Below are 20,034 nucleotides of genomic sequence, written 5' to 3'. Positions count from 1 at the left end.
TAGCTGTGCAAAACGATGCAGGTCTGAGTAAGTCTCCTCGGCCGATACAAAACCGACCTGTTTGTGAAGGGGCGCCGCAAGGCGCCCTTTGTCGTGTCTGGTGTACGAGCTACACCGAAATTTGCTTCTGCAATCGTCGCCCGATGACATCCATCAAATCGCAGCCATCACGCAATGAAGTGACCAGCACCCGCGCCAGTTCGCTGTAAATGCCTTCGTCAAACGCAAGGCTTTCCAGCAGTTGAGTCGCGGTGCGAATGCGGTAGGCCGCTGTTTCGTGCAAGACGTCCAGCGGTGCTTGGGTGTCGATCACCAACGATGCAATTTTGCAGTCGATGCCAGTGATAGGCATATATCGATCCATGACAAAAAACCTCCAGTGGTAAGTACGCGAACACAGGGTGCTCGCGGTTGGCGAACTTCAGGCGATCCCTAAGGCGGGTCCAGGTTGTCTAACGCCCGGTTTACCAGTAACTCGCCTAGCACCGCGAGTTGCTGAATGGCCAGCGCCACATTGCGGCGGGAGCCTTCCAGTTCGCCGGCAAGATCGGTGGTCATGACATTCAGCGAGGCGAGGGTTTCGCAGGCATGGCAGAGCAGGGACTCCGTGTCGATGTTCGGGACGATGGTGAACACGTGGCTGATGGGATCGGGGCGGTCCGGGTTGCGCAGTCGAGCACTGACGAGACGTTCGGTGATCTCGGAGAGTTTGGACAGTTCGACGAAGTCAGCGGGTGGAAGGTCTGGGGATTGCGACGGACTGGGGGTGGTTTTTTTCATCATGGAACTCCCTGCAGAGTTTAAGAAAATATCAAACCAATGCTGCTCAGCAGCAGTTTTTAATAGTTGGACTCGGGTGGTATGCAGGTGGAAGTATTACCAGAAAATTCGGATTTATTAATCAAGAAAATGAACATTTGTGCAATTAAATGATTCGTAATTTGCAGTGTGTAGGAATTGTCTGGCATTGCTTTTAAGTGTTGTGGTTTTTCCTGTCTGTGTAGGTTTTTTCTGTAGGTTAAGTCCATGAGAGATTGTTGTGGGTATTTTCCGATTGGGATGTCGGAAGTATCTCGACGGAAATATTATTTAACGGTTGTCATGCGTATTTTTATATTTGCTTTTGTGCCGTGCTTCGCTATGTAGGATGCTGCTCTCACAAAAAGCCTCGGTAGCGGTCAAGCCGTAGTGGCTACCTGATGTAATCGGAAATGTGAGTGGTAAGGTTGATGTACAAAAAAGAAAAGACGGAAAATTTGAAAAATAATATCAAATACTTGATAAAAAGCCGTGGGGAGACGCAGCTGTCGCTGTGTAATTCCAGTGGTTTGACCAGAACTACGATATACAACATTCTCGAAGGGCGGGTTGTAAACGTTCAGCAGTCGACGATTCGCAAAATTTCTGATTTTTTTGGTGTGTCATATAAAGAGATAGAAACTGTTGATTTTGAAGAGAGAGAAATAATTGAAAGTGATGTTTCTCCGGAAGGGAATATGAACCCGGCCGCTGTTCCTGTGATCAAGGAAAGCGATTTGATTCGGAGTTTGGATAAAAGAATTGGCGAGCTCTGCACGATTTACCCATTGACATACTATTTTGGAACGGCTTGCAATTTAATAGGTGTTCTTCTGGAAAATGAAATTTCCGGTATAAATGACTCGGGAGACTTGTTGATCGTAAAGAAGGGGCTGTCGATTTGCGGTAAAGAGCAGTTGGTGTACGACGCCGAGATCAAGAGGCTGCGTATAACATCTGAATGTTGTGTTGAGTCAGATGTTGTTCGTGTTGTAGGTGAAATAATAGAGGAAAGATTTAATGGGTAGTGATTGTGAGAACAGCAAGTATAAGTTGCTAGGTTTTGAGAGTAATAAAAGTCTAGCTGTAATTATGGTTATCTCTACTGGAAAAGTCATTAAGGTTAAGCTGGGTGAAGTGCTGGAGAGCGAAATTATAGATAACTTGAATAAGTCTGAAGTTAAAGACTTGTACAAAAAATATTACTCGGCTGGAGCAGCATTGACCACCTATGAAATGCAAGATCGTCATGAGCGATCATGGATGATTTATGTTGCGCTCAACGTTTTCCTGCTTGCGCTTTACGTTTTTACAAATATTGCGGCGACAAAGCTTGTTTATTTTCAGATGTTTGATCTGGTCCTTCCTCCTGCTGTATTTCTTTATCCATTGACGTTTTTAATAGTTGATTTGTTGAATGAAGCATATGGGCTTAGATTGGCAAGAAGAGCGTTGATATTTGCTTTTGTTAGCAACGCTTTCATTGTGCTATTGCTAAATGCCGTCATGTATCTACCGGAATTGCCTGATTGGAAACTTAATGCGTCATATTCTGAAATTGTTGCTCAGGTGTCATCTGTTTTAGTAGCGTCTTCAGTGTCGTTTCTTTTTTCTGAATACATAAATACTTACTTGTTGTGTAAGATAAAAGAGCTGACGAACTCCAGGTTTCTATTTCTGCGAGTTTTTTTCAGTACTTTTTTTGCGGTGATAATAGATAGCTTTCTTTTTTGTTATATTGCGTTTTATGGCGTTATGCAAAGCAACGACATTCTCAATGTTGTGTTTGCTCAGATAGCTGTAAAGATGTGCTTTGCTGTATTTAATGTTTTTCCGGCCTACGGAGCAAGATCATTGTTTAAAAGGTATGTGACTAGTGGGTACGATAAATAGCGTAAGGGCCGTTAGATGTTGATTGCTCACGACCCTTGCGTTAGGTTGTACTTATAGGTCTATTTTTGCCTTTAGGCTTTTTATGATTTCGCTTTGATTTATTAGGAACTCACTAAGTCCATTTGCCCGAAGGTTACAAGCATCACAGTTTTCACAACCACTTCCCTTTAACCCGTTATAGCAAGTCAATGTGTGGTCGCGGATCAAACCAAGTTGTTCGTGATGGTCAGCCAAAGCCCAAGTTTCTGCCTTATTTAGCCGCATAAGAGGAGCTTCGATGCGAACGCTGTAATCCATTCCCAAGTCAGTGGCGTTGTTTAAGGCCTTAACAAAATCATTGCGACAGTCAGGGTAGCCGGAGCATTCTGTTTCAGAAACACCAGTTATTACCGTTTCAGCACGTACTTGATAGGCATAGATACATGCCAAGGTTAAAAACAGAATATTCCTGCCTGGTACGAAGGTGTTTGGTACACCGCCGTCGGCGCTGTTTGCGCTAGGCACTGGGATGTTGTCGCGTGTCAGGCTGCTGATAGCCAGCTCATTGAGCACTGACACGTCCAATACTTTATGAGCGGTCACGCCAAGTCGATTTGCAAGCTGCTGCGCCACTTCAATTTCCGCTCGATGGCGCTGGCCATAGTCAAACGTAATGCAGTGAATTTCGTCGTACTTCGGTAACGCATGGATTAAGCAGGTCGTTGAGTCTTGCCCGCCACTAAAAACGATAACCGCCTTTTTTGTCATGGTTCGGTCTTCCCTGGGATGCCCTGACGGGGTGTCTGGGGGCATTGACCCTACCGGGAAGTTCAAACGCTGGCTGTGGGACGTTTCCGAATTTACGTACTCCGGTTTCCGTTTATGTCATTTCATTGCGGGACAATGTTTGTGGCGAGGGAGCTTGCTCTTGCGGGGTCGGGCTGGCGCTCCAGCGCGCAGCGACCCCAAAGGGGGCTGCTTCGCAACCCAACGGGGGCAAGCCCCCTCGCCACATTTGTCGCGTGGGGCTCAAGACCAGCGCTTGAAAATCAGCGAAGTATTCACCCCGCCAAACGCAAAATTATTGTTCATCACGTACTGGTTGCTCATCTGCCGAAACTCGCCGCGCAGGTAGTCGAGCTTGCCGCAATGCGGGTCGACTTCGTCGAGGTTGAAGGTGTGGGCGTAGAGGTCGTGGTTCATCATTTCGATGCTGAACCAGGACTCCAGCGCACCGCAGGCGCCGAGGGTGTGGCCGAGGAAGCTTTTCTGCGAGCTGATCGGCATGTGTTCGCCGAACAGGCTACTGGTGGCCAGGGTTTCGGCGATGTCGCCTTGTTCGGTGGCGGTGCCGTGGCCGTTGACGTAGCCGATGTCCGATGGTTTCAGCCCGGCGTCTTCCAGGGCCAGTTCCATGGCCCGGCGCATGGTGACTTGTTCGGGACGGGTGGTGTGCTGGCCGTCGGCGTTGCTGCCGAATCCGACGATCTCGGCATGGATGCGCGCGCCACGGGCCAGGGCGTGTTCCAGTTCTTCGAGCACCAGCATGCCGCCGCCTTCGCCGATCACCAGGCCGTCGCGTGCGGTGTCGTAAGGGCGCGGGCTGCGTTGTGGGGTATCGTTTTTCAGGCTGGTGGCGTAGAGCGCGTCGAAGACCATGGCTTCGGTCGGGCACAGTTCCTCGGCACCGCCGGCGAGCATCAGCGGCAGGCGCCCGAACTTGATCGCCTCGTAGGCATAGCCGATGCCCTGGCTGCCGCTGGTGCAGGCGCTGGAGGTGGGGATCAGGCGACCGGTGAGGCCGAAGAAGATGCTGATATTGGCTGCCGTGGTGTGCGGCATCATGCGCACGTAGGAGTTGGCGTTCAGGCCTTCGGCCACCGAGTTGAGCAGCATGTTGCCGAACGCCTTGATCTCGTCGGTGCTGCCGGTGGAGGAGCCGCAGGCAACGCCCATGCGCCCGTCCTTGATTGACTCGTCGCCCAACAGGCCGGCGTCGGCCAGTGCCATCTCCGCCGCACCCACAGCAAGCCGTGAAACCCGGCCCATGCTGCGCAGTTGCTTGCGGGTCCAGTGGCTCGGCACCTTGAAGTCATCGATGGGGCCCGCCAGGCGCGTGTTGAGCTCGGTAAAACGATCCCACTCGTCCATCCGGCGGATGCCGCTGCGGTTGGCCGCGAAGTTGCCGGCGATGGTCTCCCAGTCGCTGCCCAGTGAGGTGATGCCGGCCATGCCGGTGACGACGACGCGCTTCATCAGCACAGGCCTCCGTTGACGGCCAGAACCTGCCGGGTGATGTACGAGGCTTCCGCCGACATCAGGAAATTCACCGCGCCGGCCACCTCTTCAGGGGTGCCCATGCGTTGTGCGGGGATCATTTTCATCAGTTCTTCCACCGGCACATTTTCGTCGAGCATGGCTGTGTCGATCAGGCCGGGTGCGACACAGTTAACGGTGATTTTGCGCTTGCCCAGTTCGATCGCCAATGCCTTGGCCGCGCCGATCAACCCGGCCTTGGAGGCACTGTAGTTGACCTGACCACGGTTACCGATCAGCCCCGACACCGAGGTGATGCAGACAATCCGCCCGGCGGCGCGACGACGGATCATCGGCATCATCACCGGGTGCAGCACGTTGTAGAAACCGTCGAGGTTGGTGCGCATCACCACATCCCAATCCTCCTCGCTCAGGGCCGGAAAGGCACCGTCGCGGGTCAGGCCTGCGTTGAGCACCACGCCGTAATAGGCGCCGTGGATTTCCACGTCGGCTTCGAGAATTTCTTTGCAACGGGCGCGGTCGGACACGTCGAACTGCAGGCTGCGCGCACGACGGCCCAAGGCCTCGACTTCGGCCTTGACCGCTTCTACGTCCGCCAGGCCGCTGCGGCAATGCAACACGATGTCGTGCCCGGCCTGGGCCAGGCGCAAGGCGATGGCACGGCCGATGCCACGGCTGGAACCGGTGACCAGTACGGATTCAGTCATGACTGGACTCCTTCGGGTTCATGGAGATATTGAGCGGCCTGGGGTGGGCGGAATACGTTCAGACGAGCGGTAACGTGAATGCCGGGAGCGTTGATGTGGCACTCGAACACGCCCATGCCGTTTTCGTCTTCCAGGGAGCGAATCCCGTGGATGGTCAACTCGGTACCGGCCGGAAAACTTTCGACGTTGCATTCGAACTTTCGGCTGCCGAGCAGGAAGCCCAATTCCACCGCATCACCACGCTGGCGCGCATGGCAACCGGCGAAGGCGGCCACGCTCTGGGCCATCAGTTCGATGCCGACCCAGGCCGGCAGGCTGCCGTCGGGGAGATTGAACAGGCCATCGGGCTTGACGGTCAGGCGCGTGTGAATCTGCTCTTCATCGAACGCCAGGATCTGATCGATAAGGATCATGTCGCCAGCGTGGGGCAGCAGTTCGGCGAGCGGCCAGTCAATCATGGGGCGTCTCCGATAATCAGGCTGACGTTGTTGCCACCGAAGGCAAAGGAATTGCTCATCAGGTAGCGGGGTGCAATGGACGTCAGGCGAGTGGTCGGGGTCACCCATTGCAGCGGCGGCAGTTCGGGGTCGGGCTGTCCGTCCCAGACGTGGGGCGGCAGGGCATGCTCGCGATTGTCCGGGCTCAGGCTCAACCAGCAGAACGCCGCTTCCAGCGCCCCGGCGGCACCGAGGGTGTGGCCGGTCATGGGTTTGCTCGACGAACAGGGTACGCCGGCCGGGAACAGCGTCGCCACGGCCTGGCTTTCCATGGCGTCGTTGTGCTGGGTGGCGGTGCCGTGCAGGTTCAGATAAGCGATCTGCTCCGGTTGCAGGTTGGCACGGCCCAAGGCTTTGCGCATGGCTTGCAGGGCGCCACGCCCGCTCGGCTCCGGGGCGGAGATGTGATGCGCATCGGAACTGGCGCCGCTGCCGAGCAAGGCAATCGGTTGGCTGTCGCCTGCACGCCTGGTCATCAGGAACAGCACCGCCGCTTCGCCAATGTTGATGCCATTGCGGTTCACCGAAAACGGATTGCAACGCTGTTCCGAGACTGCTTCCAGCGCCGAGAAACCGTTGAGGGTCAGCTTGCACAAGGTGTCGACACCGCCACACAGCACCGCGTCGCAAATGCCCAGGTCCAACAGGCGTTGGGCGCTCATCAAGGCCCGGGCGCTGGAGGTGCAGGCTGTGGAAATGACATAGGCCGGCCCGCTCAATTGCAGCCACTCTGCGAGGAAGTTCGCCGGTGCCCCGAGTTCCTGTTGCTGATAGTCGTACTCGGCAGGGAACTGCTTTTCGCGCAGGTAATGCGCCAGGCCCTGGCTGGCCTCATCGATACCCGAGGTGCTGGTGCCCAGCACCACACCGATGCGGTCGCGGCCGTAGGTCTGGATCGCGCTGTCGATGTCCGGGCGAATTTGCAGCGTGGCCTCCAGCAACAACTGATTGTTGCGGCTGTGATGGCGCGACAGGTCGGCTGGAATGCTTGCCAGTTTGCCCTGGACCGCACCGACCGGCAGCGTGCGTTGCGGCACCCACCCGGTTTGCTCGCGCATGCCGCCGCAGTCGCCGGCAAACAGGTTGCGGGCAACTTCCTGCTTGTCGCGGCCCAGCGCGCACACCAATCCGAGGGCATTGAGGTAAGCCGTCATGGCGTTTCACCGCTCAGGGGGGTGACTTGATAGGCCGGACCATGCGGTAGCTTCAATTCAAAATTCTGCGGTTGTGCGTAGTGGATGTCCCAGCGCTCGGGCAGGTACCGTTGCCTGCCGTGCTGCCAGGCGCCGGGATAATTGGCCGCCAGTTCATCTTGCGGCGTCAGCGCAAACAGCAACGCTGCGAACAGCTCCCGGGCTCGCGGATTGGGCGGTAATAAACCATCTGACTCCCAGGTTTTATCGACCAATTTCTGGCGGGCCTGGGGAATGCCCAACAGGTCCATCATCGACCAGCGGATACCCGCCTCTTCACGCTGGATCACCAGCACCCAGTCCTCGCGTTCCTCGGCCTGCCCGCGCTGGATGTGCAATTGCAGCGGCAGCGGCAGATCCGGATTGTGTACGGGCAGCGGCGCCCGGCCGGCGCAGGCGCTCAGCAGCAGGGTTGCGGCGATCAACAGATATCGCATAGCACCGATAACCCCTGTAGGCGCGAGCCTGCTCGCGATGGCGGCGTTATAGTCGACATCCATTTTGACTGACCCACCGCTATCGCGAGCAGGCTCGCTCCTACAGGTTGTGCAGTTCAAGCGACGGGTAATCAACATCACACAGTTCCTTCAAAAGGTTTGCGCGCCACCACATTGACCAGGGTTTCTTCGCGTTGGCCAAAGGGTTTCGGCTTGCACACACCCAAGTGTTCGAGCAGGCCGAAATCCTTGGCGCGACTCCACCACAGGTACGGATAAGACACGTTTTGCGCGGTAAATTCGAAGCCCTGCTGGCGAATCATTTGCAGGTACTGCGCCGCGCTTTTCTGCACGTGCATCGGGTGGCGGAACAACCAGCGGATCACCCAAGTATCAATGTAAGCCTCGGTGGATTCGGCGAACAGCAGATAACCGCCGGGTTTGAGCACGCGGTAGAACTCGGCCAGTGCCTGTTCCTGCTCCACCAGATGATGGAAAGTCTGGTGACAGAACAGCAGGTCGATACTGGCGTCCGGCAGGTTGAGGCTGGCGCAGTCGCCGCCGATCAACTCCACTTCCATGCCCTGGCGGGCCGCTTCTGCGCGGCTCTGGTCCAGGCTCTGGGGATCGGCATCGATGCCAATCAGACGACCGGGCGCAAAGGCCTGGCGCAGCAGCGGGAATGACTTGCCCTGACCGCAACCGGCATCCAGCAACACCGGGCTTACAGGCAGCGCTTCGCTGAACAGGCTGCGCAAATCGTCGATCGCCAACCGCAGCACATAGTGTTGCCAGATCTGGCTGCGCAGGAACCACAAACCGAAACGGGTTTCTTCGACGTACTTGTCGCTCAAGTAGTTCATGTCGCATCCCTGGCACAGAATTCGGATATCGCCTTCAACCGGCGCCTGGCTTCGCTGACGAACGGATTGCGGCGGTCCCAGGCATATCCGGCAAGAATGGAGCTGATCATCCCGCGAATTTCAGGCGAACTGCTCTCGTGGAAAATCACATCCTGGAAAGTCCCGGCGTACCAGCCTTCGACGTAGCAACGGAACGTGTCGACGCCGCGCTTGAGCGGTTCGGCGAACTCGGTTTGCCAGTCGACGGCTTCGCCTTGCAGCTGACGGTGCAACACTCCGGCGGCCATGCTCGCCGAACGCATGGCGATGGTCACGCCGGAGGAAAACACCGGGTCGAGGAATTCCGCGGCATTGCCCAGCAGCGCGAAGCCCGGGCCGTGCAAGGTTTTGACGTTGGCCGAGTAACCGCCGATGGTTCGGGCTTCGGTGTCCCACTGCGCATTTTGCAACACGCTGGCCAAGCTTGGCGTCTCGGCGATAAAGCTGCGCAGGCACTCGTCCAGATTGTCGCTGCGGCCGGCGAAACGCTCTTCTGCGGCGACCACGCCGACCGAGCAGCGCCCGTTGCTGAACGGGATGGTCCAGAACCACACGTCGCGCTGGGTCGGATGAGTGGTCACCAGGATCTTGCTGCGGTCGAAGGCCGGGAGGTCGATACGGTCTTCGACGTGAGTGAACACGGCCTGACGCACCGGGAAGTTCGACGGCGCCTCGAGGTCGAGCATGCGCGGCAGTACGCGGCCGTAACCACTGGCATCGAGCAGGAAGCCGGCCTCGACGCGATACTCGCTACCGTCTTCGCGGCGCACGCCGAGCTGCGGTTTTCCGGGGGAAATGTCGACGCTGACGATGGTTTCGCCATAGCGGATATCCACGCCTTGCAGCGCGGCCTGATCGGCCAGCAGCTTATCGAAATCGGCGCGCTGGACTTGAAAGGTCGTCGATTTGCCGTGGCTGAACGTCTCGCCGAAATCGAACGCGCTGTAGCGCTCGCCCCAGGCAAACGCAGCACCGGTTTTCAGCTGGAAGCCGGCGGCGTTGACGGCGTCGAGCATGCCCGCTTCTTCGACGAAATCCAGGCAATGGGCCAACAGGCTTTCACCGATGGAAAACCGTGGAAAATGCTGACGCTCGATCACCAGCACATCGTGTCCCTTGCGCTTGAGCAGCGCGGCGGCGATGGCACCGGATGGACCGGCGCCGATGACCACGACCTGACGACATTCCATTTCAACGGTTGGCATGGGGGCTCCTTGCCGGGACAGCGGCTTTCAGGGGGATTCGGTGCATGCCGGTCAGGGCTGGTAGCAGTGTAGCGATCAGGCCCATGAGCATCAGGCCAAAGTACAGCGGTGGGCTGATGAGTTGCTGTTGCAGCAGCAGGTTGAGAAAAACGATCTCGCTCAAGCCGCGGATGTTCAGCAGCACACTTTCCCGCCAGCGGCTGGCGCCTTGGAACGAGGCCCCGGCCCAGCCGAGGCCGAGCCAGTTACCCAGCAGTTTGCTCAGCATCGGCAACAGCAGCAGGGCGAGCAGTTGCACCCAGCCGAGGCTGTCCATCGCGCTGTGCACGTTGATCTGCACGATGCCGAACGTGAGGATCAGCGGGATGGCGATGTACGTCTGCAAGCGGCCCATCCACACGGCCGGCAGCGGCAGGACCAGCGGGGCTTTCAGCGCGGTCATGATCAACACATAGCCGATGCCGAAAATCAGCGCGTTGAGCTTGAAGTGTTCGGCGACGACCAGCAGGGCGAAAAAGCACAGGCTGTAGAGCCATGTCTGGCGCAAACCGAGCAACCGCAGCAGCACCGGCAGGCACGCGCCAGCCAGGGGCAGCAACAGGCTGCTCAGGTGCAGGCTGCCCTGGGCGATGCCGAACAGCGTCCAGCAGGCGAGGTCGATGAGGATCGCGGTTTGCACCAGTCGCCGGGTGGCGGCGGGCGGGTAATCGATGTGCCGCAGGTACAGGTACAACACCGGAATCGCGGTGATAGCGAACAACAGGCCGACGGCCAGCGAGCTGATCCACGGTTGCGGCGGCAACAACCAGACGGCGGTGGCGAGGCCGCAGGCAAACGGAATGCAAAAGCTGGGCAGGGCGATTTTCAGGCTTTGGCGATCCAGTTGCAGGTCGATCACATCGCTGAGGATGTAGCCCAGCAACAGGGCAAAGCTCAGGCTGTAGAGGTTCTTCAGCCAGCCCGGCGATACCAGCAGCGCACCGCTCAATTGCCATTGGGGCTCGATCCAGAAATACATCAACAGCGGCAAGCCGAGGGTCGCCAGCAACAACTGGCTGACGATGGGAATCAGGCCAAAATGCCGGCCGAAGCGGGTCGCAAAGGCGAACAACACCAGCGCCATCGCCCAGAACAGAACGACCATCATGTTGCCCGCTCCATGGCCGTGGGCTCATGCACCTGGCGACCGGCCCACGGTGCAAGCAGGAAGCTGAAGATCAGGCCGAGGCTCACCGACAGACCGAAGTTGCTCACCGCCGGGGTGCTCGACACCGCCAGCAGGCCGAACGACAGCCAGGTGGTCAACGCCGCCAACAGGGTGCCCAGCAGGCTCACGGCCGCGCCGCCGACCTGTTCGCGCATCAGGATCGCGTAGTCGACACTGATCGCCGTCACCAGCAGCAGGCCGAACAGGCTGAACAGGGTCAACGGCTGCCCCAGCCAGCCGAGGCTGGCCAGGCTGCACAACGCCGCCAGCAGGGGCAGGGACACGATACGCAACGCGCCGCCGAGGCCGAATGGCAGGATCAGTACCAGCACGATCAACACACAGGAGGCGAGTTTCAGTTCCGCGGCACTGATTTGGGTGGCCGCGAAGACGTTGTTCAATTCACCCAGTCGATCCACCAGTGTCACGCCGGGTAAATCCTCACCCTGGAGCCGCAGCAGGGCCGGGTTGTTGATGCCTTGCAGGCTGACCATCGCCGCCACGCCGTCATCAGTCGGCCCCAGCCACAGCGGCCGGTAGGGTTCTGCCAACGGGCCGCTGAGCGCTGCGTCGATGTCCACGGTCGGCAATGCCTGTAGCTTCGTCAGCTCGGCTTGCAGCGCCTCGGCCGGTACGCCGATGTCGAGCAAGGGTTGCCAGAACGACGGCAGTTTGCTCAGCGCGTTGCGCACCTGTTGCTGTTCGTTCGGCGGGCTGACCAGTTGATTGAGCGACAGATAACCCTGGAGCTTTTCCAGGCCTATCAATTGATCCAGCCGCTCTCTCAGGGCGGTCTGGCGTTCGAGCAACTGCTGCTGATTGGCGGCGCGTATCAGGAAGAACTGGCTGGTGGGTTGATAGCCGGTGATCTGGGCAATGGTCCGGGCTTCGTCGGTCAACTGTTGCGGTGCGCTGATCCACTGGCGGATGTCGTTTTTGCTGCCCAGTTGCAACAGGCCGCCTACACAAAAGGCGATCAGCAGCGCCAGCAAGACAGGCGTTTTCAGCTGTTTGAGCAGCGCTTCACGACAGTCCAGCAAAAGCTCGCACATGCGCAATGGCCACTGCGCCGGGCGCAGGTCTACGCCCTTGAGCAATGCCGGCAGCAGGCACACGGCGGACAGATAGGCGCCGAGCAAACCGGCGGCAGAGAATGCGGCAATCTGGGTCAGCGCCGGGAAGGGTGTCCAGGCCAGGGCCAGGTAACCGATGCCGCTGGTGATCAGGCTCAGGGTCAATCCGGGCAAGGTCATGCGCAGGGCTGGCCAGCTGTGCCAGGGTTTCAGGCTCCAACTCTTGGACAGGTAGTGCAGCGGGTAATCGACGGCAACACCGATCAGGCTCGAACCCAGCACCAGGGTCATCACGTGCATATGGCCGAACAACGCCACGCAGGCCACCGCTCCGAAGAGCATCCCGACCAGCACCGGCACGAACGCCAACAAGACGCGCCAGCGCCGGAAGGCCAACAGCAGCAACAGCAAAATCCCCACGGTGGCACCGCCACCGACCCAGGTCATCTCCCGGGCGGCCTGCTGCTGCCCGCTGGCTGCGTACAACAGGCCGCTGGCGGCGAGCAGTTGCACGTCGTGCCGGGCGGCTACTTCGCGGCTGTGCTCGAGCAGGTCGGCCACTTGCAGCGGCAGGTTCATGTCGAAGGCGTTGCCGGTGGTGCGCGCGCGCAGCAGCACCCAGCTCTTGCCATCGGCATCGGCGACCAGGGCGCCGCTGCCGATGTCCAGTTGCACCGAGCCGCGTTGCGGCTGGCTGTTCTGGATGCGCCCGGTCAGGCCCAGCCAGTCGTCCTGGCCTGGCACCAGGCTGTAACCGTTGAACGGGTCGAACAACGCCTGAACCCGTTGCTGGATAAAGGTGTCGGGGTGCTCGATCAGCAGTTGTCGGTCCGCCGCCTGGAGCATCGCCAGGCGACCTTGCAGCAATTGCGTGCGCAGTGCCGGCAAGTCGGCTTGCAGGGTCCACTGGACCTTTTCGAACAAGCCGCTGGCTTGCCATTGCTCGCCGAGTGTCTGCGCCATGGCGACGGCCCGCTGGCGATCGCTGTGGCCGACCAGCACCAGCATTTCGCGGTTCAGCGGTTCTTGCATGCGTTGTTCGGCGCGCAGTTCCAGGGCATCGGGCGCTGTGCCGGGCACCAGGTCCATCAGGTTGGCCGACAGCGGCGCGGCGTCACGCCATTGCCAACCGGCGAGCGCCAGTACTGCCAGCAGCAGGAGCAGAAACAGCCGTGGCAACCACCGTTCACTCGGCAAAGTCATGTTGCTCCGCGTCGCTCAACGGTTGGGTGCTGGTGCTGTCCTGCATGCGCAACAACGTACTGTCGCCCTGGGTTTCGAGCAGTTCGATGCTGTGCACCAGTTCTGCGCCGGTAATGTTGATCTGGTTGAACACCTGCTTGAGCAGCATCGAGCGCGGCAGCAGCGTGAGCTTCCAGTTCTGCGCATCGCCGCTCAGGGACAGCTCGAAATCCCGTTGCAGGCCACTGCTGTCACCTTGCAGCACGGCGAGGAACAAACGGTTCTGCTCGGCACCGGCGCTTTTGCCCGGCAGCATTTGCCAAACAATGCCGTCACGCCGGGCAATGCCTTTGGCGGTGATGCGATAGTCCTGTTGCAGTGGTGTTTTCAGCAGCCATAACAAGCCGTGGTTTTTTGCCAGCACGAACGTGCCCTTGCTGGTCAGCGGCCGGGGCAGGGCGCGCAGGTGTTTTTCCTGGATGAAGCTGCCGTGGATCACCTCGGGCCGGGCCAATTGATCGCTGAGTTGTTGCAGGTCGAAGGCGCTGGCCACTGAAGAGAGCCCGAGCAGCGCCAGAGCAGCGAGGCATCTGAAGATCGACTTCATGCCAGCACCCTCGCCACAGCGTCGGTGAACACTGTCGGTGAAACCAGTTGCATCTCGCGGCTGGCGATGTCGACGGCCACCTGTACCGACATGCCCCGGGTCAGGCGCTCACCGGTTTGCAGGTCGCTGATCAGGTAGTTGATCTTCAAGCGGTTCTCCCACTCCACCAGGTTGGCGCGCACGTTGAGTGTCTGGCCGAACACCGCGCCGCGCACGTAGCGCAATTGCAGGTCGATCACCGGCCAGGCATAGCCGGATTCGTTCATCGCCGTGTAGTTGTGGCCGATCTTGTCCAGCAGCGCACAGCGGGCGACTTCCAGGTATTTGACGTAATGGCCGTGCCAGACCACGTGCATGCTGTCGACATCAAAGAACGGTACGACGATTTCCGTGTCGGTGTAGAGAAATCCCTTGCTACGCATGCAGCCTCCAGTGTTGTTCGGCGATGCGTTGCAGGCACAGGCGCAATTCGCCTTCCAGCGCGCGGTCTTCGATGACCGGTGGGAAGTCCTTGGCCAAGGCTTCATGCATGGCGGCCAATGCGGGTGGCAGTGGTCGTGCATCTTCGGCCTGGCCGCGCAGCCAGACGCCCTGATTGGCCGCCAGCAGCGTGGCTGCGGCCACCTGTTCGGTGAGTTCCAGCACGCGGATCGCATCCCGGGCGGCGATGGTGCCCATGCTCACCTTGTCCTGGTTATGGCATTCGGTGGAGCGCGAGAAGACGCTGGCCGGCATGGTGTTTTTCAGCGCTTCGGCGGTCCAGGCACTGGTGCCGATCTGCACCGCCTTGAAGCCGTGGTTGAGCATGGCGCGGTCGGCCGTGGCGCCCGACAGGTTGCTCGGCAAGCCATGGTTGTAGCGCTCGTCCACCAGCAGCGCGAGTTGCCGATCCAGCAGGTCGGCGACGTTGGCCACGAGGTTTTTCAGGCTGTCCATGGCGAACGCGATGTGGCCGCCATAGAAGTGCCCGCCGTGCAGTACGCGCTCGGCTTCGGCGTCGATGATCGGGTTGTCGTTGGCGCTGTTGAGCTCGATTTCGATGAACGAGCGCAGCCAGTTCAGGCTGTCGGCCAGCACGCCCAGCACATGGGGCGCGCAGCGCAGGGAGTAGCGGTCTTGCAGGCGATGCAGCGGTGCGGTCGGCGCGTCGATGGCCAGATCCTGGCGCAACCACGCGGCGACCTGCATCTGCCCCGGGTGTGGCTTGGCGGCGAACAGGCGCTCGTCGAAGTGCTCCGGGTTGCCTTGCAGGGCGACCACGTTCAGCGCGGTGATGCGCGTGGCCAGATGCAGCAGGTAATCGGCGCGTGCGTACGCCAGGCAAGCCAGACCGGTCATCACAGCGGTGCCGTTCATCAATGCCAGGGCTTCTTTCGGACGCAACACCAGCGGTTGCCAGCCGAGTTCACGGTGCACATCGGCAGCCTGCCGGCGCTCGCCACGGAACATCACCTCGCGCTCGCCGGACAGCGTGGCGGCCACATACGAAAGCGGCGTCAGGTCACCACTGGCGCCCACCGAACCTTCTTCCGGAATCAACGGCAGGATGTCGTGTTCAAGAAACGCCTGCAGGCGCTCCAGCAACTCCACGCGCACCCCGGAAACACCGTGGCACAACGACTGTAAGCGCGCCGCCAGTACCGAGCGGGTGGCCTGGGCGTCGAGCAGTTTGCCCAGGCCACAGCCGTGGAAGGTGTACAGGTGACGGGGCAGCGCCTCGACGTGATGCAGCGGCACCGCGACCACGCAGGAATCGCCGTAACCGGTGGTCACGCCGTAGATCACGCCTTCCTTGTCCAGCAGCGAGTCGAGAAAACGCGCGCCCTTGGCGATGCGCTCGCGGTAGGCGGGATCGCTTTGCAACTGCGTCGGCACCTTGCGGTTGGCCAGTGCCAGCACGTCTTCAATGCGCAAAGGGCGTTCGCCGAAGGTTACCGGCTCAAGCGTTGGCGTCGTCATCGGTCTTCCAGAAAGGGTAAAAGTTGAACCATTGTTGGGGCGCTTCGAGGCAATAGTGACCCAAGCGTTCGGCGTAGCGGGAGGCCCACTGATGAATGACCTGTTCGCGGTCGCTGCGCTTCCAGGTGATTGCCTCAGCGAAGGGTTCAATGGTCAGTCGATAGTCGCCGTCGGGCTTTTTCAGGCACAGCAGCAGGTTGACCGGGCATTTCAGCAGGCCGGCCAACAGCCACGGGCCCTGGGGGAGCCTGGCCGGATGACCGAGGAAGTCCACGGTCGCGCAGCGTCCGCCATGCAAGGGCACGCGGTCGCCGGCAATCGCCAGCCACTCGCCGCGCTCCAGGCGCTCGCTCAGTTGCAGCATGATCCCGGGGTCGAGTTCGCTGACCTGGATCAGGCGCAAATTGGTCGCCCCGGCTTCGCCCAGCAAACGGTTGAACTGTTCAGCGTGCTTGGTATGCACCAGCACGTTCATCGTGACCTTCTCGCCGATCTCCGCCAGTGCGCGGCAGACTTCCAGATTGCCCAGGTGTGCGCCCACCAGCATCTGCCCGCGGGTACCGCGCAACTGGTCGCGCAGCAGCGCCGGGTCGATGATCTCGATTTGTTCGATGCTCAGCTTGCCGTTCCAGACGTCGAGTTTGTCGAGCATGGAATCGGCGAAAGCCATGAACTGGCCGAACACCCGCCAATGGCTCGGGCGCAATTCGCTGCGCCCGCTCCAGTCGGTCAGGCGTTGCTGGTATTGCCAGGCACTGTGTCGAGCGCTGCGACCGAACAGGAAAAAGTACAGCACGATGCCGTACAACACTGGGCTCAGTACTCGACGGCCCAGCACTTTGGCGCCGAACGCGGTGAGCTTCATCAGCCAGAAGCTGCCCCGTTCTTCGCGGTCGGCCCAGTGCTGCTTGTCTGCGCTCATGCCCGCCACCGTCGCCAGAGGATCACTGGCGTACGCAGCAACATGCCGAAGAACAGCCGCGTGTGCATGCTGGAAATCAGCACGTTGTCGTGGAACATCCGAAAATGCGAAACACCATCCAGCGGGTAATGGACTTTGGTTTGCAGCCATTGCATCGGCTGATTGCGCCAGGCCAGACGCACCAGAATGTCCGAGTCGAAGTCCATGCGCTTGCCGATTTTCGCTGATTCGATCAATGCCAGGACTGGCGGCAATGGGTAAACCCGGAAACCGCACATGGAGTCGCGAATCTGCAACGACAGGGTGTTGATCCAGACCATGACGTGAGTCAGGTAGCGCGCATACAAACGGCCCTTCGGCACGCTGGCGTCGTATTGCGGATAACCGCAAATCACCGATTGTGGGTAGCGGCGCGATTGTTCGATGAAGCGTTTGACGTCCTGCAAGTCGTGCTGGCCATCGGCATCCACCTGCAAGGCATGGCTGAAACCCAGGCGCGAAGCTTCGCGCAAGCCGGTCATGACCGCGCCACCCTTGCCCTGGTTTTCGGCGAGGCGGATCAGGTAAACCATGTCACGTTGGGCCAGGCGATCCAGCACCCGGGCGCAGCGCGGGCTGCTGGCATCGTCCACCAGGATGCACGGCAGATGGCTGGCGATCAGCGCATCGACCACCGTGGTGATGGCAGTTTCATGGTTGTACACCGGGACGATGGCGCAGGGGCTATGCATGCGCCGCCTCCAGCAAGACCCGCCCGCTTGAGCAGGTGGCGGTTTCGTTGCGATAGGCGAAATACAATTTGCCGCGCGCCGGATCGAAGCGCAAGTGCAGCTGGATCTCATCCCCCGGACGCACCAGTTGCTGGAACTTCAAGACTTCCATGCCGGCGAATTTTTTCGGCAGGTTCATCAGTTGCTGGCCCAGGCTCAGCGCCCAGTCCACCTGCACCACGCCAGGCAACACCGGCGCCTTGGGGAAATGCCCGCTGAAATAGGCCAGGTCCGGTGGCACGGCCAGTTGCAGGCTCCACTCGCCATTGCTTTCGACTTGCTCCAGCACCTCGGGCGCTTTGGGGCGCGGTGCCAGCAGCAGGGCGTCGACGTCGGCCTGGGGCAATTTGCCTTGAGTGTTCAGCGGCAGTTGTCGCAGCAGGCGCCAGCGTCTTGGCAGGGCCAGGGCTTCGCAGTGTTGGCTCAGGTGCTGGCGCAATTGCTCGGTGAGGCTGCGTCGACCCTGATTGCGCAGCACATGCAAACCGGCCTCGCTCAGCACCAGCAATGCCCCCAGGGAGGCGCGGTTTTCCTGAACGACACCGAGCCGCGCTTCGATGATCCATTCATGGGCCGTCAGCGCTTGTTCCAGCATCGGCAGCGAGATGCGTTTTTCTTCCAGTTTGACGATCCGGTCCAGTCGCCCAAGCAACTCGAAGCGACCATCGATGGCGATGCGCGCAGCATCGGCAGTGTGTTCGACATGGCCATTGGGCAAATACGGCGAAGCGATCAGCAGCGCACCCTCACTGTCTTGGGTCAGCGTGACATCGGCAAAGGGCTGCCAGAGTTCCGCGCCCTGACGCCAGGCGATGCCGCCGGTTTCCGAACTGCCGAAGATTTCCGTTGGCCATTGCCCCAGACGCTCGTGCAGGCTCTGTGCGGCCTCGACCGGTAATGCGCCGCCGGAGGAAAACACCCGGCGTACAGAGCTCAAGGCCGGCCAGTCGAGATTGTCGCTCATACGCTTGAGCAGCGCCGGGCTGGCCACCCAGGCGAAAGCCGGGTACTCGCGGCTGGTGCGTTGCAGGTCTTCCGGAAAGGCCAACTGCCGACGTACGAACGGGCGCCCGGCGCACAGCGGCCACAGCACCCGAAACAGCAGGCCGTAGATGTGCTGGGTGGCGACGCTGCCAATGATGCACGCCGGGCCCAGGTCGGCGCCCCACAGCTGTTCCAGGGCTTCGACTTCATTGGCCAGTTGGCGCAGGTTTTTTTCGATGCGCTTGGGTTCGCCACTGGAGCCGGAGGTGCACAGGCTGAGTTGGCAGTTATCCAGGTCCAGCGCGGCGGGACTGAGCGGCAGCTGTTGGAGGTCGCCAAGGTGCGCATCGTCGGGCTGATCGCTCAGCCACAGATCAACTTCACCTGACCAGCGTTGGCGGGTCTGGGGTTGCAGGTCAGACGGCAGCAGCACGCTGACCCCGGCACGCCAGGCGCCGAACAGGGCAATCGCCAGGTCGGCGGCATCCTCGAGGTGCACAGCCATCTGCCGCACACCCCGGGCTTGCAGGCCGGCGGCCAGGCGCAGCGCCTGTTCGCACAGTCGAGCGTGATCCAGTGCCGGAGTGGTCGTTACGGCGCGTTCCGGCTGAGCCTTGAGCAGCAGGTGCTCAAGTTTTATCCAATTCATGGGCGGCCTCGTACCCTTTGTCGTATGAGCCATTCAATGGCAAACATCAGGCCTATCAATCCGTAGGAAATCAGGCCGGTGTACAACGTCCACCAGCTCAGCGGCGCCCAGAGGGTCAGGGCGGCGGCACACAAACCGTTGCATAGAAAAAAAACGCTCCAGGCGATGGTCACCTGACGGGTATAGCGAATGCCCTCGGCCGGCAATTGCGGTTCGCGCACCCGGGCCAGGCGTTCAACGATCGGTGGGCCGAATGTCAGGCTCGATCCAAACAGCACCAGCATGAAGCTGCTGATCAACACCGGATACCAGCGCAACAGCGCCGGGCTGTCGAACAGCGCCAGCAACAGACAGAACACAATGGCCGCCGTGGCCATCCACAGGCTGCCCGGCCGTCGTTTGCCGGTCAGCGCCCGGGCCAGCCACAGCCCACCCAGCAGCAGCCCGAACTGCCACGGGGCGAAATGCTCCATGCCGAAATACACCGCAAAGGGATACAAAAGGCCTGCCAGCAGCAGGCCGAGGCCAATCAGTCGATTCATGCGGCCGGTTGAACCAGACGGTAGACCGCCTCGACCACGTCACTGACGGTACGCACCGATTTGAATTCTTCGGCGGCGATTTTCTTGCCGGTCTGACGTTTGATGTGATCAATCAGGTCGACCGCATCAATGCTGTCGATTTCCAGGTCCTGATACAGGTTGGAATCCAGGCTCACACGCTCCGGGTCCAGTTCGAAGAGCTCGACCAAGGCATCGCGCAGGGTGTTGAAAATGTCGTCACGAGTTTGCAT

22 protein-coding genes are annotated in these 20,034 nt (G+C 59.8%); 2 read left to right on the top strand and 20 right to left on the bottom strand.

Annotated elements, in window-relative coordinates; all coding sequences use genetic code 11:
• Nucleotides 1–109: 109 nt before the first annotated feature.
• Both KGA96_RS03745 and KGA96_RS03740 read right to left on the bottom strand, forming a co-directional pair.
• The gene (locus KGA96_RS03745; RefSeq protein ID WP_223466286.1) at nucleotides 110–364 is read right to left on the bottom strand and encodes a hypothetical protein; all 255 of its coding nucleotides are present in this window, start codon (nucleotides 362–364) and stop codon (nucleotides 110–112) included.
• A 68-nt stretch (nucleotides 365–432) separates the two neighbouring features.
• The gene (locus KGA96_RS03740; RefSeq protein ID WP_223466287.1) at nucleotides 433–780 is read right to left on the bottom strand and encodes a DUF6124 family protein; all 348 of its coding nucleotides are present in this window, start codon (nucleotides 778–780) and stop codon (nucleotides 433–435) included.
• A gap of 449 nt (nucleotides 781–1,229) precedes the next feature.
• On the opposite strand from KGA96_RS03740, the gene KGA96_RS03735 reads away from it, so the two are divergent.
• Complete coding sequence (locus KGA96_RS03735) at nucleotides 1,230–1,826, top strand: helix-turn-helix transcriptional regulator (protein WP_223466288.1); 597 nt, start codon at nucleotides 1,230–1,232, stop codon at nucleotides 1,824–1,826.
• Nucleotides 1,819–2,691, top strand: a complete 873-nt coding sequence (locus KGA96_RS03730; protein WP_223511617.1) for a queuosine precursor transporter — start codon at nucleotides 1,819–1,821, stop codon at nucleotides 2,689–2,691. The genes KGA96_RS03735 and KGA96_RS03730 overlap by 8 nt, the downstream gene beginning before the upstream one ends.
• A gap of 51 nt (nucleotides 2,692–2,742) precedes the next feature.
• On the opposite strand, the gene queC is transcribed toward KGA96_RS03730, so the two are convergent.
• The 18 genes from queC to KGA96_RS03640 form a co-directional block, all read right to left on the bottom strand.
• A complete protein-coding gene (gene queC / locus KGA96_RS03725) occupies nucleotides 2,743–3,438 on the bottom strand; it encodes a 7-cyano-7-deazaguanine synthase QueC (protein ID WP_223466290.1) in 696 nt (231 codons plus the stop codon).
• Between the two features lie 261 nt (nucleotides 3,439–3,699).
• Nucleotides 3,700–4,926 carry a beta-ketoacyl-ACP synthase gene (locus KGA96_RS03720; RefSeq protein ID WP_223511615.1) on the bottom strand — a complete coding sequence of 409 codons (1,227 nt, stop codon included), beginning with the start codon at nucleotides 4,924–4,926 and terminating at the stop codon, nucleotides 3,700–3,702.
• Complete coding sequence (fabG, locus tag KGA96_RS03715; RefSeq protein WP_223511613.1) at nucleotides 4,926–5,654, bottom strand: 3-oxoacyl-ACP reductase FabG; 729 nt, start codon at nucleotides 5,652–5,654, stop codon at nucleotides 4,926–4,928. The genes KGA96_RS03720 and fabG overlap by 1 nt, the downstream gene beginning before the upstream one ends.
• Complete coding sequence (locus KGA96_RS03710) at nucleotides 5,651–6,112, bottom strand: hotdog family protein (protein WP_046039683.1); 462 nt, start codon at nucleotides 6,110–6,112, stop codon at nucleotides 5,651–5,653. The genes fabG and KGA96_RS03710 overlap by 4 nt, the downstream gene beginning before the upstream one ends.
• Nucleotides 6,109–7,305, bottom strand: coding sequence for a beta-ketoacyl-[acyl-carrier-protein] synthase family protein (locus tag KGA96_RS03705; RefSeq protein WP_223511611.1), 1,197 nt, complete (start codon nucleotides 7,303–7,305; stop codon nucleotides 6,109–6,111). Before KGA96_RS03705 ends, KGA96_RS03710 begins: the two co-directional genes overlap by 4 nt.
• Nucleotides 7,302–7,919: a hypothetical protein gene (locus tag KGA96_RS03700; protein ID WP_080925291.1), complete on the bottom strand. Its 618-nt coding sequence runs from the start codon at nucleotides 7,917–7,919 to the stop codon at nucleotides 7,302–7,304. Before KGA96_RS03700 ends, KGA96_RS03705 begins: the two co-directional genes overlap by 4 nt.
• Nucleotides 7,919–8,644, bottom strand: a complete 726-nt coding sequence (locus KGA96_RS03695; protein WP_046039686.1) for a class I SAM-dependent methyltransferase — start codon at nucleotides 8,642–8,644, stop codon at nucleotides 7,919–7,921. The genes KGA96_RS03700 and KGA96_RS03695 overlap by 1 nt, the downstream gene beginning before the upstream one ends.
• Nucleotides 8,641–9,888: an NAD(P)/FAD-dependent oxidoreductase gene (locus tag KGA96_RS03690; RefSeq protein WP_223466297.1), complete on the bottom strand. Its 1,248-nt coding sequence runs from the start codon at nucleotides 9,886–9,888 to the stop codon at nucleotides 8,641–8,643. The genes KGA96_RS03695 and KGA96_RS03690 overlap by 4 nt, the downstream gene beginning before the upstream one ends.
• A complete protein-coding gene (locus KGA96_RS03685; RefSeq protein ID WP_223511609.1) occupies nucleotides 9,875–11,035 on the bottom strand; it encodes a sodium:proton antiporter in 1,161 nt (386 codons plus the stop codon). The genes KGA96_RS03690 and KGA96_RS03685 overlap by 14 nt, the downstream gene beginning before the upstream one ends.
• Nucleotides 11,032–13,371, bottom strand: coding sequence for an MMPL family transporter (locus KGA96_RS03680; RefSeq protein WP_046039689.1), 2,340 nt, complete (start codon nucleotides 13,369–13,371; stop codon nucleotides 11,032–11,034). Before KGA96_RS03680 ends, KGA96_RS03685 begins: the two co-directional genes overlap by 4 nt.
• Nucleotides 13,355–13,957, bottom strand: a complete 603-nt coding sequence (locus KGA96_RS03675) for an outer membrane lipoprotein carrier protein LolA (protein ID WP_046039690.1) — start codon at nucleotides 13,955–13,957, stop codon at nucleotides 13,355–13,357. The genes KGA96_RS03680 and KGA96_RS03675 overlap by 17 nt, the downstream gene beginning before the upstream one ends.
• Entirely contained in the window at nucleotides 13,954–14,379 is a 426-nt protein-coding gene (locus KGA96_RS03670; RefSeq protein ID WP_046039692.1) for an acyl-CoA thioesterase, read from the bottom strand. Before KGA96_RS03670 ends, KGA96_RS03675 begins: the two co-directional genes overlap by 4 nt.
• Nucleotides 14,372–15,916, bottom strand: a complete 1,545-nt coding sequence (hutH, locus tag KGA96_RS03665; RefSeq protein WP_046039694.1) for a histidine ammonia-lyase — start codon at nucleotides 15,914–15,916, stop codon at nucleotides 14,372–14,374. The genes KGA96_RS03670 and hutH overlap by 8 nt, the downstream gene beginning before the upstream one ends.
• On the bottom strand, nucleotides 15,897–16,838 hold the full coding sequence (locus KGA96_RS03660; RefSeq protein ID WP_046039697.1) for a glycosyl transferase: 942 nt from the start codon (nucleotides 16,836–16,838) through the stop codon (nucleotides 15,897–15,899). Before KGA96_RS03660 ends, hutH begins: the two co-directional genes overlap by 20 nt.
• Nucleotides 16,835–17,569: a glycosyltransferase family 2 protein gene (locus KGA96_RS03655; protein ID WP_046039699.1), complete on the bottom strand. Its 735-nt coding sequence runs from the start codon at nucleotides 17,567–17,569 to the stop codon at nucleotides 16,835–16,837. Before KGA96_RS03655 ends, KGA96_RS03660 begins: the two co-directional genes overlap by 4 nt.
• Nucleotides 17,562–19,241 carry an acyl-CoA synthetase family protein gene (locus tag KGA96_RS03650; RefSeq protein ID WP_046039700.1) on the bottom strand — a complete coding sequence of 560 codons (1,680 nt, stop codon included), beginning with the start codon at nucleotides 19,239–19,241 and terminating at the stop codon, nucleotides 17,562–17,564. The genes KGA96_RS03655 and KGA96_RS03650 overlap by 8 nt, the downstream gene beginning before the upstream one ends.
• Nucleotides 19,238–19,783 (bottom strand): hypothetical protein, encoded by a 546-nt coding sequence (locus KGA96_RS03645; RefSeq protein ID WP_223466302.1) that lies wholly within the window; start codon nucleotides 19,781–19,783, stop codon nucleotides 19,238–19,240. Before KGA96_RS03645 ends, KGA96_RS03650 begins: the two co-directional genes overlap by 4 nt.
• The gene (locus KGA96_RS03640; RefSeq protein WP_008025124.1) at nucleotides 19,780–20,034 is read right to left on the bottom strand and encodes an acyl carrier protein; all 255 of its coding nucleotides are present in this window, start codon (nucleotides 20,032–20,034) and stop codon (nucleotides 19,780–19,782) included. Before KGA96_RS03640 ends, KGA96_RS03645 begins: the two co-directional genes overlap by 4 nt.

Source organism: Pseudomonas sp. GL-R-26, from assembly GCF_019947365.1.
Classification (GTDB): Bacteria; Pseudomonadota; Gammaproteobacteria; order Pseudomonadales; family Pseudomonadaceae; genus Aquipseudomonas.
Note: the sequence above shows the minus strand (reverse complement) of the source record. Positions and strands in the feature narration are given on the sequence as shown.

Bases quoted from the DNA above. Each gene is read 5' to 3' on its own strand.
- KGA96_RS03745 (WP_223466286.1), bottom strand. From the start codon at position 364: ATGGATCGATATATGCCTATCACTGGCATCGACTGCAAAATTGCATCG.
- KGA96_RS03740 (WP_223466287.1), bottom strand. From the start codon at position 780: ATGAAAAAAACCACCCCCAGTCCGTCGCAATCCCCAGACCTTCCACCC.
- KGA96_RS03735 (WP_223466288.1), top strand. From the start codon at position 1,230: ATGTACAAAAAAGAAAAGACGGAAAATTTGAAAAATAATATCAAATAC.
- KGA96_RS03730 (WP_223511617.1), top strand. From the start codon at position 1,819: ATGGGTAGTGATTGTGAGAACAGCAAGTATAAGTTGCTAGGTTTTGAG.
- queC (WP_223466290.1), bottom strand. From the start codon at position 3,438: ATGACAAAAAAGGCGGTTATCGTTTTTAGTGGCGGGCAAGACTCAACG.
- KGA96_RS03720 (WP_223511615.1), bottom strand. From the start codon at position 4,926: ATGAAGCGCGTCGTCGTCACCGGCATGGCCGGCATCACCTCACTGGGC.
- fabG (WP_223511613.1), bottom strand. From the start codon at position 5,654: ATGACTGAATCCGTACTGGTCACCGGTTCCAGCCGTGGCATCGGCCGT.
- KGA96_RS03710 (WP_046039683.1), bottom strand. From the start codon at position 6,112: ATGATTGACTGGCCGCTCGCCGAACTGCTGCCCCACGCTGGCGACATG.
- KGA96_RS03705 (WP_223511611.1), bottom strand. From the start codon at position 7,305: ATGACGGCTTACCTCAATGCCCTCGGATTGGTGTGCGCGCTGGGCCGC.
- KGA96_RS03700 (WP_080925291.1), bottom strand. From the start codon at position 7,919: ATGTTGATTACCCGTCGCTTGAACTGCACAACCTGTAGGAGCGAGCCT.
- KGA96_RS03695 (WP_046039686.1), bottom strand. From the start codon at position 8,644: ATGAACTACTTGAGCGACAAGTACGTCGAAGAAACCCGTTTCGGTTTG.
- KGA96_RS03690 (WP_223466297.1), bottom strand. From the start codon at position 9,888: ATGCCAACCGTTGAAATGGAATGTCGTCAGGTCGTGGTCATCGGCGCC.
- KGA96_RS03685 (WP_223511609.1), bottom strand. From the start codon at position 11,035: ATGATGGTCGTTCTGTTCTGGGCGATGGCGCTGGTGTTGTTCGCCTTT.
- KGA96_RS03680 (WP_046039689.1), bottom strand. From the start codon at position 13,371: ATGACTTTGCCGAGTGAACGGTGGTTGCCACGGCTGTTTCTGCTCCTG.
- KGA96_RS03675 (WP_046039690.1), bottom strand. From the start codon at position 13,957: ATGAAGTCGATCTTCAGATGCCTCGCTGCTCTGGCGCTGCTCGGGCTC.
- KGA96_RS03670 (WP_046039692.1), bottom strand. From the start codon at position 14,379: ATGCGTAGCAAGGGATTTCTCTACACCGACACGGAAATCGTCGTACCG.
- hutH (WP_046039694.1), bottom strand. From the start codon at position 15,916: ATGACGACGCCAACGCTTGAGCCGGTAACCTTCGGCGAACGCCCTTTG.
- KGA96_RS03660 (WP_046039697.1), bottom strand. From the start codon at position 16,838: ATGAGCGCAGACAAGCAGCACTGGGCCGACCGCGAAGAACGGGGCAGC.
- KGA96_RS03655 (WP_046039699.1), bottom strand. From the start codon at position 17,569: ATGCATAGCCCCTGCGCCATCGTCCCGGTGTACAACCATGAAACTGCC.
- KGA96_RS03650 (WP_046039700.1), bottom strand. From the start codon at position 19,241: ATGAATTGGATAAAACTTGAGCACCTGCTGCTCAAGGCTCAGCCGGAA.
- KGA96_RS03645 (WP_223466302.1), bottom strand. From the start codon at position 19,783: ATGAATCGACTGATTGGCCTCGGCCTGCTGCTGGCAGGCCTTTTGTAT.
- KGA96_RS03640 (WP_008025124.1), bottom strand. From the start codon at position 20,034: ATGCAAACTCGTGACGACATTTTCAACACCCTGCGCGATGCCTTGGTC.